Origin of the sequence: Streptomyces sp. MS06, assembly GCF_047200655.1 — a bacterium.
In the GTDB taxonomy this organism is placed as follows: Bacteria; Actinomycetota; Actinomycetes; order Streptomycetales; family Streptomycetaceae; genus Streptomyces.
This window is the reverse complement of sequence record NZ_JBJZOJ010000015.1, coordinates 1-21020: the sequence shown is the minus strand read 5'-3', so window position 1 is coordinate 21020 and position 21020 is coordinate 1. Positions and strand designations below refer to the sequence as shown.

Below are 21020 nucleotides of genomic sequence, written 5' to 3'. Positions count from 1 at the left end.
GCCGCCGTCCGCTCAGCGCCGCCAGGTCGACCCGAATCCCGCCGCCAGCGGCATCCGCAGCCCCAGCGGCGGCGGCGCCGCCAGGGCGTCCTGCACCGGCCGGGAGAACGCCCGTCCGAACAGCGCCCCCATGACGAAGTCCTCGGCCAGGGAGAGGACTTCGCCGCGGTGCTGCTGCAGACCGTGCCGGTCGGAGTGCACCTCGAACCGGCACACGTCCCGGTTCGCCTTCTTCGCCCGCTCCGCCAGCCGGAAGGACAGCTCCGGGTCGGTCCGCTCGTCGTTGGTGCCGTGCACCATCAGCACCTGCCGGCCGGTGAGCTGCTTCACCGGTTCGAGCGGCACCGCCACATCGTCCTCGGGCAGCCAGGGGGCGATCGACATGACCGAGTTGACCGCCTCGTGCCCGCCCGCGCGCAGTGCCGCCCGGGCGCCCATGTCGACCCCGACGAGGCACACCGGTACGTCCCCGTAGCGGCGTACCGACTCGTCGGCGGCCCAGGAGGCGTCCTGTGCCAGGTTCGCGTCGCCGCCGTTCCAGCCGCGGCAGTGGTAGTGCACCACGTGCACCGCCAGCCCCTCCGAGTGGCCGGCCCGGGCCAGACGGCGGCCCAACGCCCGCACGGAGGCGGCCGCCACCAGCGGCGACGGTCTGCGTGCGGAGGTCTCGTCACCGCCCGGGAGCAGCATCACCGCCCCGCTCACCGTCGTGGGCTCCGGCCCGAACACCCGCCCCAGCCGGACCGCGCGGACCGGCGTCGCTCGCTGTGCCATGACAGAACAGTCTCAGAAGCACGGGTGTACGCGACCCGTCCGTGCGGTCACCGTTACGTATCGGCCGCCGTGTACCGCATGCCGTCTACGCGCGTAGGAGTTAGAGTGCGGAAATGACGAGCCAGACCATGCCCACGGGTGGCAGTCCGACGCCGGAGCAGATCCGCCGGGCGCCCAAGGTTCTGCTGCACGACCACCTCGACGGCGGGTTGCGCCCCGGCACCGTCGCCGAACTCGCCCGCGAGTGCGGGTACTCCCGACTTCCCGAGACGGACCCCGACAAGCTGGGCCTGTGGTTCGCGGAGGCCGCCGACTCCGGCTCCCTGGAGCGGTATCTGGAGACCTTCTCCCACACGGTCGGCGTGATGCAGACCCGGGACGCCCTCGTGCGGGTCGCCCGCGAGTGCGCGGAGGACCTCGCCGAGGACGGCGTCGTCTACGCCGAGGTGCGCTACGCCCCCGAGCAGCACCTGGAGGGCGGGCTCACCCTGGAGGAGGTCGTCGAGGCCGTCAACGAGGGCTTCCGGCAGGGGGAGCGGCTGGCCCGCGAGAACGGCCGCCGCATCCGCGTCGGTGCCCTGCTCACCGCCATGCGGCACGCCGCCCGCTCCCTGGAGATCGCGGAACTGGCCAACCGCTACCGCGATCTCGGCGTGGTGGGCTTCGACATCGCCGGTGCGGAGGCCGGCTACCCGCCCACCCGGCACCTGGACGCCTTCGAGTACCTCAAGCGGGAGAACAACCACTTCACCATCCACGCCGGCGAGGCCTTCGGGCTGCCGTCCATCTGGCAGGCCCTGCAGTGGTGCGGAGCCGACCGGCTCGGGCACGGCGTCCGCATCATCGACGACATCGAGGTCGACGAAGACGGCACGGTGCGCCTCGGAAGGCTCGCCTCCTACGTCCGCGACAAGCGGATCCCGCTGGAGCTCTGCCCGAGCTCCAACCTCCAGACCGGCGCCGCCGCCTCCTACGCCGAGCATCCGATCGGGCTGCTGCGGCGCCTGCACTTCCGTGCCACGGTGAACACGGACAACCGCTTGATGTCCCACACCAGCATGAGCCGGGAATTCGAGCACCTTGTCGAGGCGTTCGGCTACACACTCGACGATCTGCAGTGGTTCTCCGTCAATGCGATGAAATCAGCGTTCATTCCTTTCGATGAACGACTGGCGATGATCAATGACGTCGTCAAGCCGGGATACGCAGAGCTGAAGTCCGAATGGCTGTTCCAGCAGACCGCTTCCACCAGGGGTTCTGCGAACACGAAAGAGTGACGGGGCGTATTCGGAGGTATCGGGTGCGGGCGGGTGTTCACCATCCGTCCGCATTTCGATGTTTGCAGCCTGCGCCGCACCGTGTTTACGGTCGTGGACCGCTCCATCCCCGTCATCTCATTTCGAGGACGCATTTCATGAAGCAGTCTGCTGCCAAGACCCTCGGTGTCGCCGCGCTCGGTGCCGCCTTCGCCGCAGCGGGTGCCGGTGCCGCGAACGCCGCACCCGCCGTCCCTGACGCCGGCCAGGCTCTCGACGGCCTCACCCGGACGCTCCCGGCGGAGAACGTCGGTCAGGCGCTGCCCGGTGCCACCGAGGCGCTGAACCAGGGCAAGACCGCGGTCGACGCGGGTCTGGCCGCCGCGCAGCCGGCCGCGGAGAAGGTCCTCGCCGACGGCCCGACCGCGCCGGTCTCCGGCCTGCTCGGCGGTCTTCCGGTGCAGGGGCTGCCGACGCACGGCCTGCCGGTGAACGGGGTGCCGCTGGGCTGAGTCCCCCAGCGGCCCTGGCGCGGGGCGTACTCCTGACGGGGTGCGCCCCGCCGGTCTGCGCGGTCCCGCGCGGGGTGCCCGACGTGCTCCCGTCACCAGGCGGCGGTGCGTGCCTTGTCCTCCGAGGGCAGCAGGATCCACAGCGCTATGTAGAGCAGGAACTGCGGTCCGGGCAGCAGGCAGGACAGCAGGAAGATCACCCGCACCGTCGTCGCGGAGACACCGAAACGCTGGGCCAGCCCGGCGCAGACGCCGGCGATCACACGGCCGTGGGTGGGGCGGACTAGCGCCGTCATGGGGCTCAGCTCCTCTTCGATGGCTCGGTCACCTCGGGGGCGCACGCCCCCTTCGGTTTGCCCGCGGCCCACCGGGGGCGGGCACGGCGGGCCCCGGCGGGCCGTGGCGTTCGCCCGCGCCCGGCCCGCTTCCGCGCAGGAACCTGCCGGCAGCCGCCGCGAGCGGGTTCCCCGACCGGGTCTCCCTTTCTCCAGCTGTCAACCAGGCTAGGCGTCCGCCGCGGCCGGTGCCTCGCGCTAGCGGCTGATACCGACCCTGGGAATCGTCGGGGTCCGACCCTGAGACGTCTCGGAGCGCGACGGACGGGCACGCGCCGTCCTGCGGCGCATCCAGCCCCGGACCGCCGGAACGCACGCCAGGTGCGCCAGCGCCACCCCGGCGGTGTTCAGCAGCAGCGAGTCGACGTCGACGATCTGGCCGGGGACGGCCGTCTGCAGCAGCTCGATGCCCAGGGACAGCAGCGCCCCGGCGGCGACCGTCCGGACCAGCGAACCGAACGGGGAGACGGACACACGGCCGTGCGCCATCGGGAGCAGCACCCCCAGCGGCGCCAGCAGCCCGAGCTGCCCGCCGATCCGCCGGGCCGCCTCGGCGGGCCCCAGCGCCAGGTCGGCGCGGATGCCCGCGAAGGGGCGCAGGTTGGGCGGCATCACCCAGGGGACGTGCAGCGGACGAAGCGTGAACCAGGCGACGAACACGAGGTGCGCGACGAGGAGAAGTCCTCCCGCCACCCGGACACGAAGCGCGGCGCTGTCGCCGACGAGGGAGCCTTGACGCTGCACGCCACCCAAGACGCGGCCTGCGGCACGATCGGTTCCGCTCCGTTCCCCGGCCGGAGGGGAGGCGTGCGCCACACCGCGGTTCAGCCGCCGGTCACCTCGCTGGAGGGCGGTTCCTCCTCGCCCGGCCGGGAGCGCACCCCGTCCGTGCAGGAGTAGCGGCGCAGCGGCAGGCCGTCCGGTCCGCCGAGGGTGACGGAGCCGTCGCCCTCGGCCGCCGCGGAGTCGGAGAGAGTGCAGACGATCTGTGCCAGGGCGAAGGCGGTGAGCCGGTCCGGCGGCGTGCTCAGGCGCAGGGCGTCGTCCGGGTCCTTCGGCTCCGGCGTGGTCACCGTCATGCCGCCGGGCACGTCGGTGGTGTAGCCGGCTTCCTTCTCGGCCGTCGACGGCGTCTGGGCGAGCTGGTCCAGCAGGCCCTGCGCGACCAGCACCCGCCGCTTGGAGTCGACGGCGCCCTGCGGCACCCGCACCGACCGGTCCACGGCCACCAGGGAGGAACCGCACAGCAGGAACACCTGCACGGGCACCCCGTGCGAGGTCTGCCAGGACAGGTCCGGCTCGGCCAGCGAGCAGCGCACCCGCGACGGGGCGGCACCGAAGTCGGTGGGCACCTCGGTGGAGCGGATCCCGCAGCCGGCCAGCACCGCGGCGAGCAGCGGAAGGGCCAGCAGCCGCCGGCGTACGCCCCCGCGGCCCCGGCGTGCGGCGCCCCCGCCCCGGCATGCGGTCCCCGGCATCCGGCGTGCGGTGTCCCCGCCCCGGCGCGCGGTCCCGGGGCCTCCGTTTACGGTCGCCGGGCCTCGGCGTGCGGTCATCGGGCTGAGTCCCCCTTCTGCATCCCGGCCCCGTCCCCGTCCGGGTCCCGGTTCTCCCTGCCGTCCCTGCCGTCGCGGCCGCCGTTCCCGCCGCGCCGGCCGTTCCTCCCCGGCACCCCTGCGGCGCGGTCGCCGTCGTCCCGTCCCCGTTCCGCCTCCCGGGTCAGCTCGGAGGCGTCCCGCGGCAGCCGGAGCGTGAACACCGCGCCGCCCTCCGGGGAGTTGGCGGCGCTGATCGCACCGCCGTGGATGTGGGCGTTGGCCAGCGCGATGGACAGGCCCAGCCCGCTGCCCTCCGAGCGCGGCCGGGAGGCGCTGGCCTTGTAGAAACGGTCGAAGACGTGCGGCAGGACGTCCTCCGGGATGCCGGGCCCGTGGTCGCGCACCGCGATCACGATCTCCTCGTCCGTCTCCCGTATGGAGACCCGTACCGGGGACCCGCCGTGCTTGAGGGCGTTGCCGATGAGGTTGGCGAGGATCACGTCCAGGCGGCGCGGGTCGAGCCGGGCGTGGATGCCGCGCTCGGCGTCCAGCTCCACGGCGTCCAGCCAGGCGCGGGCGTCGATGCAGGCGGTGATCTGGTCGGCGATGTCGACGTCGTCCAGCACCAGGCGGGCCGTGCCCGCGTCGAAGCGGGTGACCTCCATCAGGTTCTCCACGAGGTTGTTCAGCCGCCGCGTCTCACTGACGACGAGCCGCACCGCGGGTTCGATCATCGGATCGATTCCGCCGCTCTCGGAGTCCAGTTCCTCCTCCAGCACCTCGGTCACCGCGGTGATCGCGGTCAGCGGGGTGCGCAGTTCGTGGCTCATGTCGGCCACGAACCGCCGGGACGAGTCGTCCCGCGCCGCCATCTCCGCGACGCGTTTCTCCAGTGCCGCGGCCGCGTTGTTGAACGTGCGGGAGAGGTCGGCCAGTTCGTCCGTGCCGGACACCCGGAGCCGGGTGTCGAGCCGGCCCTCGCCGAGCCGCCGGGCGGCGACGCCGAGGCGGTGCACCGGTTTCAGCACCGTCGTCGCCGCGGCCTGCGCGAGCAGCGCGGCGCCGACCAGCGCGAGCGCGGTGGCGATGCCGAGCGACCAGGCCAGCGAGTTGATGTCCTTCGCCTCGGGTTCCAGCGACTTCAGCATGTAGCCGGTCGGACCGCCGCCTATCACCCTGCTGCCCGCCACCAGGTAGGGCGTGCCGTCGTCGACGACCCGCTGCCAGTACAGGTGGTAGGGCGACTTGTTCGTCGAGGAGAGCGGCTGCTGCCGGTTCACCGCCGCCCGCAGCGACTGCGGTACGTCCGTCAGCGCGAAGCCGTTGAGGCCGCCGGAGTTGGCGGACACCTTCCGGCCGTTCGCGTCGACGGCGACCAGCAGCACCGTGAAGCGCTGGCTGCTGTTGGCCATCTGCCCGGCGGCGCGCTGCAACTGGTCCTGTGTCGGATGCGCGGGCAGCGCGCCCGCCCGGTTCTGCATCTCCTGCTGGAAGTCGCGCAGCACCGCGTCCTGGGCGCGGGTCAGCACGGCCTCCCGGTTCAGCCAGTAGGCGATGCCGGACGCGGCCACCGCGGCCGTCAGCGCCACCAGGCCGAACACGACGACGAGCCGCAGCCGCAGACTGGTGAAGCGCAGCCGCGACAGGCCCTTCCCGCGGTCCGCGGCCCAGCCGCGGGCATCCTCTCCGGTGGTCGTCACTGAGGCGGGTCCAGGCGGTAGCCGACCCCGCGCACGGTACGGATGAGCGTCGGAGCCGACGGCACGTCCTCCACCTTGGCGCGCAGCCGCTGCACGCACGCGTCCACCAGCCGCGAGTCGCCGAGGTAGTCGTGCTCCCACACCAGCCGCAGCAACTGCTGCCGGGACAGGGCCTGGCCGGGCCGGCGGCTCAGTTCGAGCAGCAGCCGCAGCTCGGTCGGCGTGAGCTGCAGGTCCTCCCCGTTCTTCGTCACGGTCATCGCCGCCCGGTCGATGACCAGGCTGCCGAAGGTCGCCGCGTCGTTCGACTCCCGTTCCCCGCGCCGCAGCACGGCCCGGATGCGGGCGTCCAGCACGCGCCCCTGCACCGGTTTGACGACGTAGTCGTCGGCGCCGGACTCCAGTCCGACCACCACGTCGATGTCGTCGTTCCGCGCGGTCAGCAGGATGATCGGCAACTGGTCGGTGCGCCGGATGCGCCGGCACACCTCGAAGCCGTCGATGCCGGGCAGCATCACATCCAGCACGATCAGGTCCGGGCGCTGCTCGCGCAGCAGCTTCAGACCGTCCTCACCGCTGGCAGCGGTCGCCACGCGATGCCCCTGGCGCGTCAGTGAGAGCTCCAGGGCCGTCCGGATGGCGTCGTCGTCCTCGATCAGCAACAGGGAAGGCACAGGGCTCATTCTGGCCCATGGCGGGGGTCGTGTTCGACCCGCGGGTCCGACCGGCCCGGTCGGACCGCGCCGGGCCGGGTTCCGCCCGGACGGTGCGGGCAACGGCCGGGCCGGGCCCTGTGACAGGTCTGTGACAGTCGGCGGACACGGCCATGAAGGTGCGGAGGCAAGCTTTTCGGCACAGGCAAGGGGGCGGCCGGCCCTGATCGGGCGACCGGCCGGGCCGGAACGAAGTACACACCGGAAGTCCACGACGGGGGGCGCGAGATGAACACGCTGCACCGCACCGGCACCAGCGCTGTGGTCACGCGTCTGCACGACGTGCACACGAGCCGGGGCTCCGAGAAGTCCGGTGCCGTGAGCCCGCGGGGGTGCGCTCGCGGCACCGGGCGTCAGCACACCGGGCACATGACGGTGGTCGACGCGCACACGGGGGAAACGGAAACGGGGGCTCACGGGGGAGCCGCGTACGGGGAGGAACCGGGGGAGCGCCGCTCGCTGACGGAGGCGGAGTTCACCGCCTACGTACAGGAGCGCCGCGCCTCCCTGTACGCCACGGCCTACCACCTGACCGGTGACCGGTTCGAGGCCGAGGACCTGCTGCAGAGCGCGCTGTTCTCGACCTACCGGGCCTGGGACCGGATCACCGACAAGGCCGCGGTCGGCGGATACCTCCGCCGCACCATGACCAACCTGCACATCAGCGCGTGGCGCCGCCGCAAGCTGAACGAGTACCCGACCGAGGAGCTGCCGGAGACGGTGGGCGACACGGACGCGATGCGCGGCACCGAACTGCGCACGGTCCTGTGGCAGGCGCTCGCCCGGCTGCCCGAACTCCAGCGCACGATGCTGGTCCTGCGCTACTACGAGGGCCGCACCGACCCGGAGATCGCGGAGATCCTCGACATCAGCGTCGGCACGGTGAAGTCGAGCATCTGGCGGTCGCTCCGCCGGCTGCGCGAGGACGACGTCCTCAGCTTCGGCCGTGACCGGGAGGACGCCTTCGGCGAGCTCGTCGCCTGAAGGCCCTGGGGGAACACGGGGGAGCGGGAACACGGGGGACCCCACGGGGGCCCGTCGGGGGAGAGCACGGGGGACCCGGACGGGAGTGGGGGGAGCGGCAGCGGGACTGGAGGGCCGGGGGGTCCGTCCAGTCCCGCTGCCGTGCGTGCCGGCCGCTTCGGACGGAACCTCTTCGGACGGCAGGGCTTCCCGCAGGTCCCGGCTGCGACCCCGGTCCCGGCGGCCCCGGTTCTGGCGACCCGGTCCCGGCGACCCCGGTCGCCCGGCCCCGACTCCGGTCCCGGGACCGGTTCCCGTGCGTTCAGGCGGTCAGCGTGGGCGGCGCCGCGGCCTCCCGGGAGGACCGGCCGACCACGGCGGCCAGCCGGGTCCGCGCTTCGTCCCGGTCGCAGGCGTGGGCGCCCAACGCGGTCTGCCGGGCCACGATGGACCGCTCCGCCCGCATCAGCCGCCAACCGCGCCGCAGCAGCAGCGGCACCGACTTGCGGCCCTCCCGCAGGTCCCGCAGGAAGCGGCGGCGGAAGGTGGTCACCGGGCCGCGGCTCAGGCACAGCGCGTCGGCGAGCACTCCCAGTTCCCGGCAGCGGGCCACGATCTCCGCGGCGAAGACGCCCTCCGCGACGAACAGCCGGGCGGACCCTATGTCGGCCGTCTCGGCGCCGGTGCGGGCGCTCAGCGAGATGTCGTACACGGGGACGTCCGTGCGGCCGGTGCGGCACAGGGACACGATGGCGGTGAGGGCGGCGTCCGCGTCCCAGGAGTCCGGATGGTCCCAGTCGGTGTCGCGGCCCCCCGCCACCAGGGGAAGCGTCGGGTCCGCGCCCTCCTTGTAGAAGTCGTCGAGGCGCAGCACCGGAAGTCCGGAGCGGGCCGCGAGGAGGGACTTGCCGGAGCCGGAGGGGCCGCAGAGCAGCACGACGCGCGCGGAAACGGGTGGATGGGAGCTCACGGGACACCAGTGTGCGGCATCGCCCGATCGGCGAACGACCCCGCGGGTCGGCTTTGAAGCACGCGTCACACCTCAACTACCCTTCGTGTCGACACCGTTACCCCAAGCTCCAGAAGGCGGCTCCGGCGATGGCCCGACACGACTCCTCCCCGACCTCCTCCGGCCGACGCGCGCTGGCCGTCCTCGCGACCGCGGGGGTGGCGCTGGGCGCGGGCGCGGCGACCGCCTCCGCGGCCACCGGGCCGGTGGTGGACGCCGTGCGCACGCACCCCACCTCCCTGGGCCACGTCGACCCGGAGGCCGGCCTGCAGACGCTGACCGGCACGCTCGGCTACGTCACGGGCCCGGTGTCCGACCTCAAGCCCAACCCGCTCGCCGGAACCGGCGTCGACCCGCTCGACAACGGCGTCGGCACCCAGCTCGCCGACTTCAAGCCGCTGACCTCGCAGGCGCTGACCGGACCGGTGGCCGAGGCGCAGTCGATCGGCGCCCTGCCCGTGGTGGGCACGGTGACGGGGGCGCTGGGTGGGTGAGCGCGGACAGTACGGAGAGCCGCGCCTCGCTGCACGGAGGGGGCGGCTCTCCGCTGTGCTCAGGGCGTCCGGCCGAGGTGGGTGACGAGGACGCGGATCACGCCGTCGTCGATGGTGTAGAGCACCCGGTAGTCGCCGACGTGCAGGCGTCGCACATCGGCTGACCCATACGGAACGGACGTCGCCGGCCGGGGCTCGTGGGCCAGCTTGTCGATGGTGTCGAGGACCATGGCGAGTCCGCTCGGATCCTCCTTCGGGAACCTCGCCGCGGAGTCCAAGGCCCGCGGTTCGAAGATGATCTCGTAGGTCACTTCTTCTCGAGCCCCAGCCGCCGACGCACCTCGTCCATGGGAATGCCCGGTTCGAGAGTGCCCTCCGCCTTGCGGCGCTGGTAGTCGGCGAGGGCGAGGGCGTCTTCGAAGTCCTCTATCACTTGGGGAGACACCAGGAGGGCGGCCACGTGTCCGTGGTCGGTGAGAGCGATGGTCTCGCGGCCGTGGGCGGCGCGGCGGACCAGGTCGCCGAGCTGGGAGCGGGCGGAGCTGATGGTGATCTCAACCATGTGCACATGGTTGCACGAGATGCATGTTGTGAACAATTCAGCAGGGAGGGGGACGGTCAAGGTCGATTGCCGCCGAGAAGTCGGCGGCGCTGAGACCCGGTGAGGCGTACGTGTGGGCCGGGAAGTGCCACGCGGCATGGGGGCGCGACACGCACGGCGCTTGGCTGATCTCGGCCAGAGGAGAGCCGCGCCCTCCTCGGACGGGAGGTGGGCGCGGCTCTCCGGCTCGGCGGGCTCGGCGGGTTCAGTACGCGGAGCCGGACGCGCCCAGGGATCCGGTCGGGTGCCAGACCGTCTTGGTCTCCAGGAACGCCGTCATGCGGTCGAGTCCGGGGGCCTCGGACCAGTTGTCCACAGGCTGTGGACGCAGTACGCGCTTGAGGTTGTCCGCGGCCGCGACCTCCAGCTCCTTCGCCAGCTCCTCGTCCGCGCCCGCCAGGTCGATCGCGTTGACGTCCTGGTGCGAGGCGAGGGGCGCCGCGATCTCCGCGGTACGGCCGGAGAGGACGTTGACGACACCGCCAGGCACGTCGGAGGTGGCCAGCACCTCCCCGAGGGACAGGGCCGGGAGCGGGCGCCGCTCACTGGCGACCACCACGGCCGTGTTGCCCGTCGCGATCACCGGGGCCAGCACCGACACCAGGCCCAGGAACGAGGCATCCTGCGGTGCCAGCACGGCGACGACACCCGTCGGCTCGGGGGAGGAGAGGTTGAAGAACGGGCCGGCGACCGGGTTGCCGCCGCCGGTCACCTGGGCGATCTTGTCCGTCCAGCCGGCGTACCAGACCCAGCGGTCCACCGTCGCGTCGACGACCGCCGCCGCCTTCGCCTTCGACAGCCCCTCGGCGTCCGCGACCTCCCGCACGAACTGGTCCCGGCGGCCCTCCAGCATCTCCGCCACGCGGTAGAGGACCTGACCGCGGTTGTACGCGGTCGCCCCCGACCAACCGCCGAACGCCTTGCGGGCCGCCACGACGGCGTCCCGGGCGTCCTTGCGGCTGGACTGCGGGGCGTTCGCCAGCCACTTGCCCTTCGAGTCCGTCACCTCGTACACCCGGCCGCTCTCGGAACGCGGGAACTTCCCGCCCACGTACAGCTTGTAGGTCTTGAACACCGACAGACGGTCGAAACGGTCGGTCTTTTCCGTCTTCTCAGACATCGAGGTACGCCTCCAGGCCGTGGCGGCCGCCCTCGCGGCCGAAGCCCGACTCCTTGTAGCCGCCGAACGGCGAGGTCGGGTCGAACTTGTTGAACGTGTTGGACCACACCACGCCGGCGCGCAGCTTGTTCGCGACGGCCAGGATCCGGGAGCCCTTCTCGGTCCAGATGCCCGCGCTCAGGCCGTACGGCGTGTTGTTGGCCTTGGCGACCGCCTCGTCGGGGGTGCGGAAGGTGAGGACCGACAGCACCGGGCCGAAGATCTCGTCCCGGGCCACGGTGTGCGCCTGGGTGACCTTCGTGAACAGCGTCGGCGCGAACCAGTAGCCGCTGTCCGGCAGCTCGCAGGCCGGGGACCAGCGCTCGGCGCCCTCCGCCTCGCCCTGCTCGGCGAGCGCGGTGATGCGGGCGAGCTGCTCGGCGGAGTTGATCGCGCCGATGTCGGTGTTCTTGTCCAGCGGGTCGCCCAGCCGGAGGGTGGCCAGCCGGCGCTTCAGCGAGGCCAGCAGCTCCTCCTCGATCGACTCCTGGACCAGCAGGCGGCTGCCCGCGCAGCACACCTGGCCCTGGTTGAAGAAGATCCCGTTGACGATCCCCTCGACCGCCTGGTCGATCGGGGCGTCGTCGAACACGATGTTGGCGCCCTTGCCGCCCAGCTCGAGGGTCAGCTTCTTGCGCGTGCCCGCCACCGTGCGGGCGATCGCCTTGCCGACGCCGGTGGAGCCGGTGAAGGCCACCTTGTTCACGTCCGGGTGCGCGACCAGCGCGGCACCGGTGTCCCCGTAACCGGTGAGGATGTTGACCACGCCCTTCGGCAGGCCCGCCTGGCGGCAGACGTCCGCGAAGAACAGCGCGGACAGCGGCGTGGTCTCCGCCGGCTTCAGGACGACCGTGTTGCCGGTGGCCAGCGCCGGGGCGATCTTCCACGCCAGCATCAGCAGCGGGAAGTTCCAGGGGATGACCTGCCCGGCCACGCCCAGCGGCCGCGGCGACGGACCGAACCCGGCGTGCTCCAGCTTGTCCGCCCAGCCCGCGTAGTAGAAGAAGTGCGCGGCCACCAGCGGCAGGTCGGCGTCCCGGGTCTCCCGGATCGGCTTGCCGTTGTCCAGGGTCTCCAGGACGGCCAGCTCGCGGCTGCGCTCCTGGATGATCCGGGCGATGCGGAACAGGTACTTGGCGCGCTCGGAGCCGGGCAGCGCCGACCACTTCGCGAAGGCCTTCCGGGCCGCCCGGACCGCGCGCTCGACGTCGGCCTCGCCCGCCTGGGCGACCTCCGACAGCACTTCCTCGGAACTCGGGCTGACCGTCTTGAAGACCTTGCCGTCGGCGGCCTCCGCGAACTCGCCGTCGATGAACAGACCGTACGAGGGCGCGATGTCGACGACCGCGCGGGACTCGGGTGCGGGTGCGTACTCGAAAGCCATGGGGATCAGTCCACCGTCACGTAGTCGGGGCCGGAGTAGCGGCCGGTGGCCAGCTTCTGGCGCTGCATCAGCAGGTCGTTCAGCAGGGAGGAGGCGCCGAAGCGGAACCAGTGGTTGTCCAGCCAGTCCTCGCCCGCGGTCTCGTTGACCAGGACGAGGAACTTGATCGCGTCCTTGCTGGTGCGGATTCCGCCGGCCGGCTTCACACCCACCTGCACCCCGGTGGCGGCGCGGAAGTCGCGGACCGCCTCCAGCATCAGCAGCGTGTTCGCCGGCGTCGCGTTCACGGCGACCTTGCCGGTGGAGGTCTTGATGAAGTCCGCTCCGGCCAGCATGCCGAGCCAGCTCGCCCGCCGGATGTTGTCGTACGTGGACAGCTCGCCGGTCTCGAAGATGACCTTCAGCCGGGCGTTCGTCCCGCAGGTCTCCCGGACGGCGGTGATCTCCTCGAAGACCTTCAGGTACCGGCCGGCGAGGAACGCCCCGCGGTCGATCACCATGTCGATCTCGTCGGCGCCCGCGGCGACGGCGTCCCGCACGTCCGCCAGCTTCACGTCGAGCGCGGCGCGGCCCGCCGGGAAGGCGGTGGCGACCGAGGCGACCTTCACGCCCGATCCGGCCACGGCCTCCTTGGCGACGGCCACCATGTCCGGATAGACGCAGACCGCGGCGGTCGTCGGCGTCGTACGGTCGGTCGGGTCGGGGCGGACCGCCTTGGCGCCGAGCGCCCGGACCTTGCCCGGGGTGTCCGCGCCTTCCAGCGTCGTCAGGTCGACCATCGAGATGGCCAGGTCGATCGCGTACGCCTTCGCGGTGGTCTTGATGGAACGGGTGCCGAGCGAGGCGGCGCGCGCCTCCAGGCCGACCGCGTCGACGCCGGGCAGCCCGTGGAGGAAGCGGCGCAGCGTGCTGTCGGACGCGGTGACGTCGCTCAGAGCAGGTGCGGCAGGTGCAGTAGTGGGCATGGTCACCAGACGAGCATATCTACGCGCGTAGCGGCTGTACAGCCCCCGTGCTCGTCCTCCCGGAAGGGACCGCACGTGAGCCGCGCCCGGGCGTCGGGCACAATCGGGGCCATGAGCACCCCGGAACAGCCCCCGTCAGCAGCGCCGCAGCCGCCGCTGCCCGCAGCCAGGGACCGCGTCTACCGGTCCCCCGCGGGCATCGCCGGAGGCGTCCTGCTGCTCGCCCTCATCTGCTGGCTCGGCATCGACGCGATCGTGGTCGGACACGGCAGCACACCCTGGCTGTCGCTCGCCGGACTGCTGGTCGCCGTGCCGACGGTGACCACCTACACGCTGCGCCCCGCCGTCTTCGCCAACCAGGACCGGCTGCGCGTGCGCAACCCGCTGCGCGTGGTCGTCCTGCCCTGGGGCGAGGTCGAGCGCCTGCGCTCCGGGTACTCCAACGAGGTCGTGGCCAAGTCCGGCAAGAAGTTCCAGCTCTGGGCCGTGCCCGTGTCGCTCCGCGCCCGCAAGAAGGCGGCGCGTCAGCAGGCCAGGGCCGAGACCGCCGCCCGCCGCGGAAGCCGGGGCGGCGGCCGGGGCGGCATGTTCGGGGCGACGGCCGGCGGGGCGGTGGCCGGCGGCCCCGAACCCGAGTCGGACGGCCCGGTGCGCGCCGAGACCGACAAGATCATGGACGAGCTCAAGGAGATGCTCGACGCCCGCGGCCCGGCGAAGACCTCGCAGGGCGAGGTGACCGTGCGCTGGGCGTACGAGGTCGTCGCGCCGGTCGCCGCCGGACTGGTACTGCTGGCGATCCTGCTCGCGGTCGGCTGACCGGGGACGGCCCCCGGCCGAGGCCGGGGGCCGGACCGGCTGCCCGGCTGCGGCCGGGGGCCGACCGACTGTCCGGCTGCGGCCGGGGGCCGACCGACTGTCCGGCTGCGGCGTGCGGCGCGGGCCGGGGACCGGGTGCCGCGCGTCCGGGCCCGGCGCGTCCGGGCCCGGCGCGTCCGGGCCCGGCGGCTGCGGTAGCGGTCCTGTTGCGGCTGCGGCTGCGGCTGCGGCTGCGGGGGCGGCCACGACGTGGCGGGCGGGCGAGTGCCTTCCTTCCGGCGAGGCCCTCCGCACCCCGGGGATTCAGATACCGGCCGCCGCCGACAGGTCCCGCTTGATGGCGGCCAGGCGTTCGGCCGCCTCGGTGCGGGCCGCGGGCAGCTCGGCGTGCGTGCCGACCGGCACGACCACCTCCAGGTAGCACTTGAGCTTGGGCTCGGTGCCGCTGGGGCGGACGACGACGCGGGCGCCCTCGAGGGTGTAGCGCAGGCCGTCGGTGGGCGGCAGCCGGTCCGAGCCGCGACTCAGGTCGTCGGCGCCGGTGACCGGCAGGCCCGCCAGTTCGGCCGGCGGCTGCTCGCGCAACCGGCGCATGGCGGCGGTGATCACCGACAGGTCCTCCACCCGCACCGCGAGCTGGTCCGTGGCGTGCAGCCCGTGCTCCACGGCGAGGTCGTCGAGCAGGTCGAGCAGCGTGCGGCCCTCCTCCTTGAGCTGCGCGGCGAGTTCGGTGACGAGCAGGGCGGCCGTGATGCCGTCCTTGTCGCGCACGCCGTCCGGGTCCACGCAGTAGCCGAGGGCCTCCTCGTAGCCGTAGCGCAGGCCGTCGACGCGGGCGATCCACTTGAAGCCGGTCAGCGTCTCCTCGAACGGCAGTCCGGCCTCGGCGGCGATCCGGCCGAGGAGGGAGGAGGACACGATCGACTCGGCGAAGGTGCCCCGCGCACCGCGCCGCACCAGGTGGGCGGCGAGCAGGGCGCCCACCTCGTCGCCGCGCAGCATCCGCCAGTCGGTGCCGTCGTGCACCGCGACCGCGCAGCGGTCGGCGTCCGGGTCGTTGGCCACGACCAGGTCGGGGTGGTGCTTCCGGGCCGCGGCGAACGCCAGGTCCATCGCCCCCGGCTCCTCCGGGTTCGGGAAGGCGACCGTGGGGAAGTCCGGGTCCGGCTCGGCCTGCTCCGCCACCAGCACCGGCTCCGGGAAACCGGCCCTGGCGAACGCGGCCAGCAGCACGTCCCGGCCTACGCCGTGCATGGCGGTGTAGACGGTGCGGGCGGTGCGCGGGGAACCCGGCGCCAGAACCTCGTCGGTGCGGGCCAGATAGGCGTCCAGGACCGAGTCGTCGAGGGTGTCCCAGCCCTCGTCCGGGCGCGGGACCGCGGCCAGTGAGGGGATCGCCTCGATCTCGGCGGCGATGCCGGTGTCGGCGGGCGGCACGATCTGGGAGCCGTCGCCGAGGTAGACCTTGTAGCCGTTGTCGCGGGGCGGGTTGTGGCTGGCGGTGACCTCCACGCCCGCGACCGCGCCGAGGTGCCTGATCGCGAAGGCGAGCACCGGGGTGGGCAGCGGCCGGGGCAGGACGGCCGCGCGCAGGCCGGCGCCGGTCATGACGGCGGCGGTGTCCCGGGCGAAGTCGGCGGACCTGTGGCGGGCGTCGTAGCCGATGACGACGAGTCCGCCGGCGTGGCCGTTCTTCTTCAGGTAGGCGGCGAGACCGGCGGCCGCGCGGATGACGACCGAGCGGTTCATGCGCAGGGGGCCGGCGCCGAGTTCGCCGCGCAGGCCCGCCGTGCCGAACTGGAGCGTGCCGGCGAAGCGGGCGGCGAGCTCCTCGACGTCCTCCGCCTCGATGAGCCGGGCCAGTTCCTCGCGGGTCTCCGGGTCGGGGTCCTCGGCGAGCCAGGCCTCGGCCCGGGCGATCAGGTCCTCGTGCACGTCGGGTCAGCCTCTCGTGTCGTGTGTGCGGTGGGTGCGCGGTGCCGGCGGTGCCCCTACAGCCGTCCGAGCACCTGCGCGAGCAGGGAGCCCATCCGGGTCGCCGAGTCGCGGCCGGCCTGGAGCACCTCCTCGTGGTTCAGCGGCTCGCCCGTCATGCCGGCGGCGAGGTTGGTCACCAGGGAGATGCCCAGCACCTCCGCGCCCGCCTCGCGGGCCGCGATGGCCTCCAGCACGGTCGACATGCCCACCAGGTCGGCGCCGATGACGCGGGCCATACGGATCTCGGCCGGGGTCTCGTAGTGCGGGCCGGGGAACTGGGCGTAGACGCCCTCCTCCAGGCTGGGGTCGACCTCCTTGCACAGGGCACGCAGCCGCGGCGAGTACAGGTCGGTGAGGTCGACGAAGTTGGCACCGACGATCGGGGAGGTGGCCGTGAGGTTGATGTGGTCGCTGATCAGCACCGGCTGGCCGGGGCGCATGCCCTCGCGCAGGCCGCCGCAGCCGTTGGTGAGGACGACCGTCTTGCAGCCGGCGGCGACCGCGGTGCGCACGCCGTGCGCGACGGCGGCCACGCCCCGGCCCTCGTAGTAGTGGGTGCGGCCCAGGAAGACCAGGGCCCGCTTGTCGCCGATGCGGTAGGAGCGGACCTTGCCGCCGTGGCCCTCGACCGCCGGCGGCGGGAATCCCGGCAGCTCGGTGACCTGGAACTCGGCGTCGGGCGTCCCGAGGGCGTCGACGGCCGGGGCCCAGCCGGAGCCCATCACGAGGGCGACGTCATGGGTCTCGGTGCCGGTGATGGTGCGCAGGTGCGCGGCAGCGGCGTCGGCGATGGCGTGCGGGTCGCCCGGGAGGTGGTCCGGAAGAAGAGATGCGTTCACGCGGACGAGGGTAACCGCTCTCGGCCTACGCGCGTAGATGACAGACCCCACGGGATGGCGATCGTTGTCTTGTCGTTTCCGACGAGCGGGGTGGCTCCGCGGGGCGGCGCGACGCCCGGGGCGAGGCCGCCGCCGCCCGCCCGCAGCGGCGCCGGGCGGGGTTGCCGGCGCGGCTCAGCAGGGTCGCCGGCGGTGCCGGGCGGGGTGCCCGGTCCGGCTCAGCAGGGCCGTTTCCGCAGCTCCATCACGTAGTCGTGCGGAGCGCCCGCCGACTCCGCCGCGTCCGCGATCTCGCCGAGGTAGCGCGCCGACGGCAGCCCGCCCTCGTAGCCGTTGAGGACGTAGGACCACGCCGGCTCCTCGCCGTCCAGCGTGTGGGCGCGCACCCGCGTCCGGCGGTAGATGTCCAGATTCACACCGACCCACCGGTCGAGGGACTCCTCGTCCATGGGTGCGATGTCGTAGAGAGCGACGAAGACCTGCGAGACGGGGTCCTCCACCAGTGTCGCCAGCGCGCCCTCCCAGCCGAGCTGCTCGCCGCCGAACGTCAGCCGCCATCCGTTCAGCCAGCCGGTGGCGCGCAGCGGCGAGTGCGGTGCGCGGCGGGTCATCAGCCGCGCGTCGAGGTTGCCGGCGTACGCGGCGTAGAGCGACATGGGGGAGAGGGTACGGCAGCGGTCCGGCACGCCCCGGACGTCACTTGCGTAACGGTGGCGCACCGGGCGAGCCCCCGGGGCGGTGTCTCGTCGAGGCGTGCGGGACAATGGAGTACGTGACTCGGATCGTGATCATCGGTGGCGGCCCCGGCGGATACGAAGCGGCACTGGTGGCCGCGCAACTCGGCGCGGAGGTGACCGTCGTCGACTGCGACGGCCTCGGCGGTGCGTCGGTGCTGACCGACTGCGTGCCGTCGAAGACCCTCATCGCCACGGCCGAGGTGATGACCACCTTCGACTCCTCGTACGAGGAACTCGGCATCATCGTCGCCGACGACACCCCGCCGCTGGAGCGGGCGGCCCGGGTCGTCGGCGTGGACCTGGGCAAGGTCAACCGCCGGGTGAAGCGGCTGGCCCTCGCCCAGTCGCACGACATCACCGCCTCCGTGACCCGCGCCGGGGCACGGGTGGTGCGCGGGCGCGGCCGGCTGGAGGGCATGCAGGCCCTCGACGGTTCGCGCAGGGTCGTGGTCACGGCGGCGGACGGCAGCGAGGAGACCCTCACCGCCGACGCCGTCCTCCTCGCCACCGGCGGTCACCCGCGCGAGCTCGCCGACGCCCGTCCGGACGGCGAGCGCATCCTGAACTGGACCCAGGTCTACGACCTCACCGAGCTGCCCGAGGAACTCATCGTGGTCGGCTCCGGCGTCACCGGTGCCGAGTTCGCCGGCGCCTACCAGGCGCTCGGCTCCCGGGTCACCCTCGTCTCCTCCCGCGACCGCGTGCTGCCCGGCGAGGACCCGGACGCCGCCGCCGTCCTGGAGGACGTCTTCCGGCGCCGCGGCATGAACGTCATGGCCCGCTCCCGCGCCGCCGCCGCCAAGCGGGTCGGCGACCGGGTCGAGGTCACCCTCTCCGACGGCCGGGTCATCACCGGCAGCCACTGCCTGATGGCCGTCGGCGCGATCCCGAACAGCGAGGGGCTCGGTCTGGAGGAGGCCGGCGTCAGGGTCCGGGAGTCCGGCCACATCTGGACCGACAAGGTGTCGCGGACCACCGCTCCCGGCGTGTACGCCGCCGGCGACGTGACCGGTGTCTTCGCCCTCGCCTCGGTGGCCGCCATGCAGGGCCGCATCGCCATGTACCACTTCCTGGGTGACGCGGTGGCCCCGCTGAACCTCAAGACGGTCTCCTCCAACGTCTTCACCGACCCCGAGATCGCCACCGTCGGCTACACCCAGGCCGACGTCGACGCCGGCAAGATCGACGCCCGGGTCGTGAAACTGCCGCTGCTGCGCAACCCGCGCGCGAAGATGCAGGGCATCCGCGACGGCTTCGTGAAGATCTTCTGCCGGCCCGGCACCGGCATCGTGGTCGGCGGCGTCGTCGTCGCCCCCCGCGCCTCGGAACTCATCCACCCGATCTCGATCGCGGTCGACAACAATCTGACGGTCGAACAGATCGCGAACGCGTTCACCGTCTACCCCTCCCTTTCGGGGTCGATCGCGGAGGTGGCCCGGCAGCTGCACACCCGCAAGACGGGGGCCGAGGCCTGACGGCCGGAACCGGCTTGCCGCTGGTCACGGGGTGCTGCCGGGTGTGCCGGCGGCATAGGCGGCGGGGATAGGCTGCTATACCACTTCCCGTTGCCCCGTGCGAACATCTTCTGTTATTCGGCGCATACAGCTGAAACCAGACGGTCGCCCGCGTTACTGTCAGTTTCGTGTTCGCTGCAGAACGTCGCCAATTGATCCTCGAAATGGTGCGAGCGAACGGTGCCGTGTCGCTCCGTGAGCTCGCCCGCGTCGTCCAGACCTCCGAAGTGACCGTACGGCGGGACGTGCGTGCGCTGGAGGCAGAAGGACTCCTCGACCGCCGGCACGGCGGTGCGGTGCTGCCCGGAGGCTTCACGCGGGAGTCCGGCTTCCCGCAGAAGTCCCACCTAGCGACCGCCGAGAAGACCGCCATCGCCGACCTCGCCGCGGGCCTCGTCGAAGAGGGCGAAGCCATCGTGGTCGGTGCGGGTACCACCACCCAGGAACTCGCACGCCGCCTCGCCCGGGTGCCGGGACTGACCGTCGTCACCAACTCCCTCCTCGTCGCCCAGGCCCTGGCACACGCCAACCGGGTGGAGGTCGTGATGACGGGCGGCACCCTGCGCGGGTCCAACTACGCCCTGGTGGGCAGTGGCGCCGAGCAGTCCCTCCAGGGGCTGCGGGTGTCCAAGGCCTTCCTCTCCGGCAGCGGGCTCACCGCAGAGCGGGGCCTGTCCACGTCCAACATGCTCTCCGCGTCCGTCGACCGGGCCCTCGTCCAGGCCGCCGCCGAGGTGGTGATCCTCGCGGACCACACCAAGCTCGGCACGGACACCATGTTCCAGACCGTGCCGACGGACCTGATCACCCGGCTCGTCACCGACGCGCCACCCGCCCACGACGACCGCGCCACCACCGAACTGCAGGCCCTCGCAGATCAGGGGGTGCAGATCGCCGTGGCCGGGGCGAACGGGAACCAGGGGGGTGACGACGTCCCGGCGCGCCGTCAGCAGCGTCGGGACGTGGCCCTGCCCGGGCCGCGCCGCGGGCAGGGCCCGGGCGCCGGTCCGAGCGGGCTGCGGGCGGCCGCCGTCCTCGGCGAGCAGGCACCCGCCGCCGAACGGGCCCGGGTGGCCGACCTCCGGCGGCGCTGAACCCGGCCCCGCCGGGGGCACGAACCCCCCGCCCGCCGCCGCGCCCGCCAGCCAAGCCGTTCGGCCTATGCAGGCCGTTCGGAGCGCATGAGCCGTTCGGGCCGCACGGTCCGCGCGGGGCGCACGGTCCGCGCGGGGCGGTGAAACCGGCATCCGCCGGCGCCCGCGGCAGGTGAGACCCGCGCTCGCGGCGGGTGGGACCGGCGCCCGCGGCGGGTGGGACCGGCGCCCGCGGCGGGTGGGACCGGCGCCCGCGGCGGGTGGGACCGGCGTCCGTCGGCACCTGCGGCGGGTGGGACCGGCCTCGTCGGCGCCTGCCGGGGCCACGGTCCGCCCCGGGGCCGGGCACCCGCCCGGGCCGGGGCACGGGACGGCACGCGATGCCGGGCAGAGGTACGGGTGCTCGGGCCCGGACGCGGCGTCGGCCCTCGGTGGCGCACTTCCCGGCGGCCGGCCGTCCGGCCGTGCGCGTCCGCAGTGCACCTCCAGGCACCCGGCCGTCCCCGCGGCGCACCTCCGCGGCCGAAGCGCCGGCGGCACCGCGCCCGTACGGGTGCCGACGCACGCAGCGCCCGGTGGGAACGGTTGCTCCGTTCCCACCGGGCGCTGCGCGGGGTGCTGCGGGGCTTGGCCGCCCGGG

Annotated in this window: 22 protein-coding genes; 7 read left to right on the top strand and 15 right to left on the bottom strand. The window is 73.2% G+C overall.

The window, feature by feature from the left end; translation table 11 throughout:
• Nucleotides 1–12: 12 nt before the first annotated feature.
• On the bottom strand, nt 13–774 hold the full coding sequence (locus ACL02U_RS10350; RefSeq protein ID WP_412790407.1) for an alpha/beta hydrolase: 762 nt from the start codon (nt 772–774) through the stop codon (nt 13–15).
• 113 nt (nt 775–887) lie between these two features.
• On the opposite strand from ACL02U_RS10350, the gene ACL02U_RS10345 reads away from it, so the two are divergent.
• A complete protein-coding gene (locus tag ACL02U_RS10345) occupies nt 888–2051 on the top strand; it encodes an adenosine deaminase (RefSeq protein ID WP_412790406.1) in 1164 nt (387 codons plus the stop codon).
• Nucleotides 2052–2188: 137 nt separating this feature from the next.
• Nucleotides 2189–2542, top strand: a complete 354-nt coding sequence (locus ACL02U_RS10340; protein WP_412790405.1) for an ATP-binding protein — start codon at nt 2189–2191, stop codon at nt 2540–2542.
• Nucleotides 2543–2634: 92 nt separating this feature from the next.
• Here ACL02U_RS10340 and ACL02U_RS10335 read toward each other — a convergent pair whose 3' ends face one another.
• The 5 genes from ACL02U_RS10335 to afsQ1 all read right to left on the bottom strand — a co-directional run bounded on the left by ACL02U_RS10335 (nt 2635) and on the right by afsQ1 (nt 6789).
• Nucleotides 2635–2838: a PspC domain-containing protein gene (locus ACL02U_RS10335; protein ID WP_412790404.1), complete on the bottom strand. Its 204-nt coding sequence runs from the start codon at nt 2836–2838 to the stop codon at nt 2635–2637.
• Between the two features lie 237 nt (nt 2839–3075).
• Nucleotides 3076–3621, bottom strand: coding sequence for a VanZ family protein (locus ACL02U_RS10330; protein ID WP_412790403.1), 546 nt, complete (start codon nt 3619–3621; stop codon nt 3076–3078).
• An 80-nt stretch (nt 3622–3701) separates the two neighbouring features.
• Nucleotides 3702–4355, bottom strand: a complete 654-nt coding sequence (locus tag ACL02U_RS10325; RefSeq protein WP_412790402.1) for a hypothetical protein — start codon at nt 4353–4355, stop codon at nt 3702–3704.
• Nucleotides 4356–4429: 74 nt separating this feature from the next.
• On the bottom strand, nt 4430–6115 hold the full coding sequence (locus ACL02U_RS10320) for a sensor histidine kinase (RefSeq protein WP_412790401.1): 1686 nt from the start codon (nt 6113–6115) through the stop codon (nt 4430–4432).
• Nucleotides 6112–6789 carry a two-component system response regulator AfsQ1 gene (afsQ1, locus tag ACL02U_RS10315; protein WP_412790400.1) on the bottom strand — a complete coding sequence of 226 codons (678 nt, stop codon included), beginning with the start codon at nt 6787–6789 and terminating at the stop codon, nt 6112–6114. Before afsQ1 ends, ACL02U_RS10320 begins: the two co-directional genes overlap by 4 nt.
• Nucleotides 6790–7056: 267 nt before the next feature.
• Here afsQ1 and ACL02U_RS10310 point away from each other — a divergent pair, with 267 nt between their 5' ends.
• On the top strand, nt 7057–7812 hold the full coding sequence (locus tag ACL02U_RS10310) for a SigE family RNA polymerase sigma factor (RefSeq protein ID WP_412790399.1): 756 nt from the start codon (nt 7057–7059) through the stop codon (nt 7810–7812).
• A 301-nt stretch (nt 7813–8113) separates the two neighbouring features.
• Here ACL02U_RS10310 and ACL02U_RS10305 read toward each other — a convergent pair whose 3' ends face one another.
• Nucleotides 8114–8830, bottom strand: a complete 717-nt coding sequence (locus ACL02U_RS10305; protein ID WP_412790398.1) for a uridine kinase — start codon at nt 8828–8830, stop codon at nt 8114–8116.
• A gap of 59 nt (nt 8831–8889) precedes the next feature.
• On the opposite strand from ACL02U_RS10305, the gene ACL02U_RS10300 reads away from it, so the two are divergent.
• Nucleotides 8890–9294, top strand: coding sequence for a hypothetical protein (locus tag ACL02U_RS10300; RefSeq protein ID WP_412790397.1), 405 nt, complete (start codon nt 8890–8892; stop codon nt 9292–9294).
• A gap of 59 nt (nt 9295–9353) precedes the next feature.
• Here ACL02U_RS10300 and ACL02U_RS10295 read toward each other — a convergent pair whose 3' ends face one another.
• The 5 genes from ACL02U_RS10295 to deoC form a co-directional block, all read right to left on the bottom strand.
• On the bottom strand, nt 9354–9605 hold the full coding sequence (locus ACL02U_RS10295) for a type II toxin-antitoxin system RelE family toxin (RefSeq protein WP_412790396.1): 252 nt from the start codon (nt 9603–9605) through the stop codon (nt 9354–9356).
• Nucleotides 9602–9856: a type II toxin-antitoxin system Phd/YefM family antitoxin gene (locus ACL02U_RS10290; protein ID WP_412790395.1), complete on the bottom strand. Its 255-nt coding sequence runs from the start codon at nt 9854–9856 to the stop codon at nt 9602–9604. The genes ACL02U_RS10295 and ACL02U_RS10290 overlap by 4 nt, the downstream gene beginning before the upstream one ends.
• A gap of 244 nt (nt 9857–10100) precedes the next feature.
• Complete coding sequence (locus ACL02U_RS10285) at nt 10101–11015, bottom strand: aldehyde dehydrogenase family protein (protein ID WP_412790394.1); 915 nt, start codon at nt 11013–11015, stop codon at nt 10101–10103.
• Nucleotides 11008–12444, bottom strand: a complete 1437-nt coding sequence (locus ACL02U_RS10280) for an aldehyde dehydrogenase family protein (RefSeq protein ID WP_412790504.1) — start codon at nt 12442–12444, stop codon at nt 11008–11010. Before ACL02U_RS10280 ends, ACL02U_RS10285 begins: the two co-directional genes overlap by 8 nt.
• Nucleotides 12444–13403, bottom strand: coding sequence for a deoxyribose-phosphate aldolase (deoC, locus tag ACL02U_RS10275; RefSeq protein WP_412790503.1), 960 nt, complete (start codon nt 13401–13403; stop codon nt 12444–12446). The genes ACL02U_RS10280 and deoC overlap by 1 nt, the downstream gene beginning before the upstream one ends.
• 111 nt (nt 13404–13514) lie before the next feature.
• Between deoC and ACL02U_RS10270 the strand changes: the two genes are divergently transcribed.
• Nucleotides 13515–14219 carry a PH domain-containing protein gene (locus ACL02U_RS10270; RefSeq protein ID WP_412790393.1) on the top strand — a complete coding sequence of 235 codons (705 nt, stop codon included), beginning with the start codon at nt 13515–13517 and terminating at the stop codon, nt 14217–14219.
• A gap of 303 nt (nt 14220–14522) precedes the next feature.
• Here ACL02U_RS10270 and ACL02U_RS10265 read toward each other — a convergent pair whose 3' ends face one another.
• From ACL02U_RS10265 to ACL02U_RS10255, 3 genes are all read right to left on the bottom strand, one after another.
• Entirely contained in the window at nt 14523–16154 is a 1632-nt protein-coding gene (locus ACL02U_RS10265; RefSeq protein ID WP_412790392.1) for a phospho-sugar mutase, read from the bottom strand.
• A gap of 56 nt (nt 16155–16210) precedes the next feature.
• Nucleotides 16211–17035: a purine-nucleoside phosphorylase gene (locus ACL02U_RS10260; protein ID WP_412790391.1), complete on the bottom strand. Its 825-nt coding sequence runs from the start codon at nt 17033–17035 to the stop codon at nt 16211–16213.
• A gap of 218 nt (nt 17036–17253) precedes the next feature.
• The gene (locus ACL02U_RS10255; protein WP_412790390.1) at nt 17254–17691 is read right to left on the bottom strand and encodes a gamma-glutamylcyclotransferase; all 438 of its coding nucleotides are present in this window, start codon (nt 17689–17691) and stop codon (nt 17254–17256) included.
• 107 nt (nt 17692–17798) lie between these two features.
• Between ACL02U_RS10255 and ACL02U_RS10250 the strand changes: the two genes are divergently transcribed.
• A complete protein-coding gene (locus ACL02U_RS10250) occupies nt 17799–19247 on the top strand; it encodes an NAD(P)H-quinone dehydrogenase (RefSeq protein WP_412790389.1) in 1449 nt (482 codons plus the stop codon).
• Nucleotides 19248–19414: 167 nt separating this feature from the next.
• A complete protein-coding gene (locus ACL02U_RS10245) occupies nt 19415–20380 on the top strand; it encodes a DeoR/GlpR family DNA-binding transcription regulator (RefSeq protein WP_412790388.1) in 966 nt (321 codons plus the stop codon).
• Nucleotides 20381–21020 lie beyond the last annotated feature (640 nt).

Bases quoted from the DNA above. Each gene is read 5' to 3' on its own strand.
- ACL02U_RS10340 (WP_412790405.1), top strand. From the start codon at position 2,189: ATGAAGCAGTCTGCTGCCAAGACCCTCGGTGTCGCCGCGCTCGGTGCC.
- ACL02U_RS10310 (WP_412790399.1), top strand. From the start codon at position 7,057: ATGAACACGCTGCACCGCACCGGCACCAGCGCTGTGGTCACGCGTCTG.
- ACL02U_RS10285 (WP_412790394.1), bottom strand. From the start codon at position 11,015: ATGTCTGAGAAGACGGAAAAGACCGACCGTTTCGACCGTCTGTCGGTG.
- ACL02U_RS10325 (WP_412790402.1), bottom strand. From the start codon at position 4,355: ATGCCGGGGACCGCATGCCGGGGCGGGGGCGCCGCACGCCGGGGCCGC.
- ACL02U_RS10250 (WP_412790389.1), top strand. From the start codon at position 17,799: ATGGAGTACGTGACTCGGATCGTGATCATCGGTGGCGGCCCCGGCGGA.
- ACL02U_RS10345 (WP_412790406.1), top strand. From the start codon at position 888: ATGACGAGCCAGACCATGCCCACGGGTGGCAGTCCGACGCCGGAGCAG.
- ACL02U_RS10350 (WP_412790407.1), bottom strand. From the start codon at position 774: ATGGCACAGCGAGCGACGCCGGTCCGCGCGGTCCGGCTGGGGCGGGTG.
- ACL02U_RS10255 (WP_412790390.1), bottom strand. From the start codon at position 17,691: ATGTCGCTCTACGCCGCGTACGCCGGCAACCTCGACGCGCGGCTGATG.
- ACL02U_RS10335 (WP_412790404.1), bottom strand. From the start codon at position 2,838: ATGACGGCGCTAGTCCGCCCCACCCACGGCCGTGTGATCGCCGGCGTC.
- ACL02U_RS10290 (WP_412790395.1), bottom strand. From the start codon at position 9,856: ATGGTTGAGATCACCATCAGCTCCGCCCGCTCCCAGCTCGGCGACCTG.
- ACL02U_RS10300 (WP_412790397.1), top strand. From the start codon at position 8,890: ATGGCCCGACACGACTCCTCCCCGACCTCCTCCGGCCGACGCGCGCTG.
- ACL02U_RS10270 (WP_412790393.1), top strand. From the start codon at position 13,515: ATGAGCACCCCGGAACAGCCCCCGTCAGCAGCGCCGCAGCCGCCGCTG.
- deoC (WP_412790503.1), bottom strand. From the start codon at position 13,403: ATGCCCACTACTGCACCTGCCGCACCTGCTCTGAGCGACGTCACCGCG.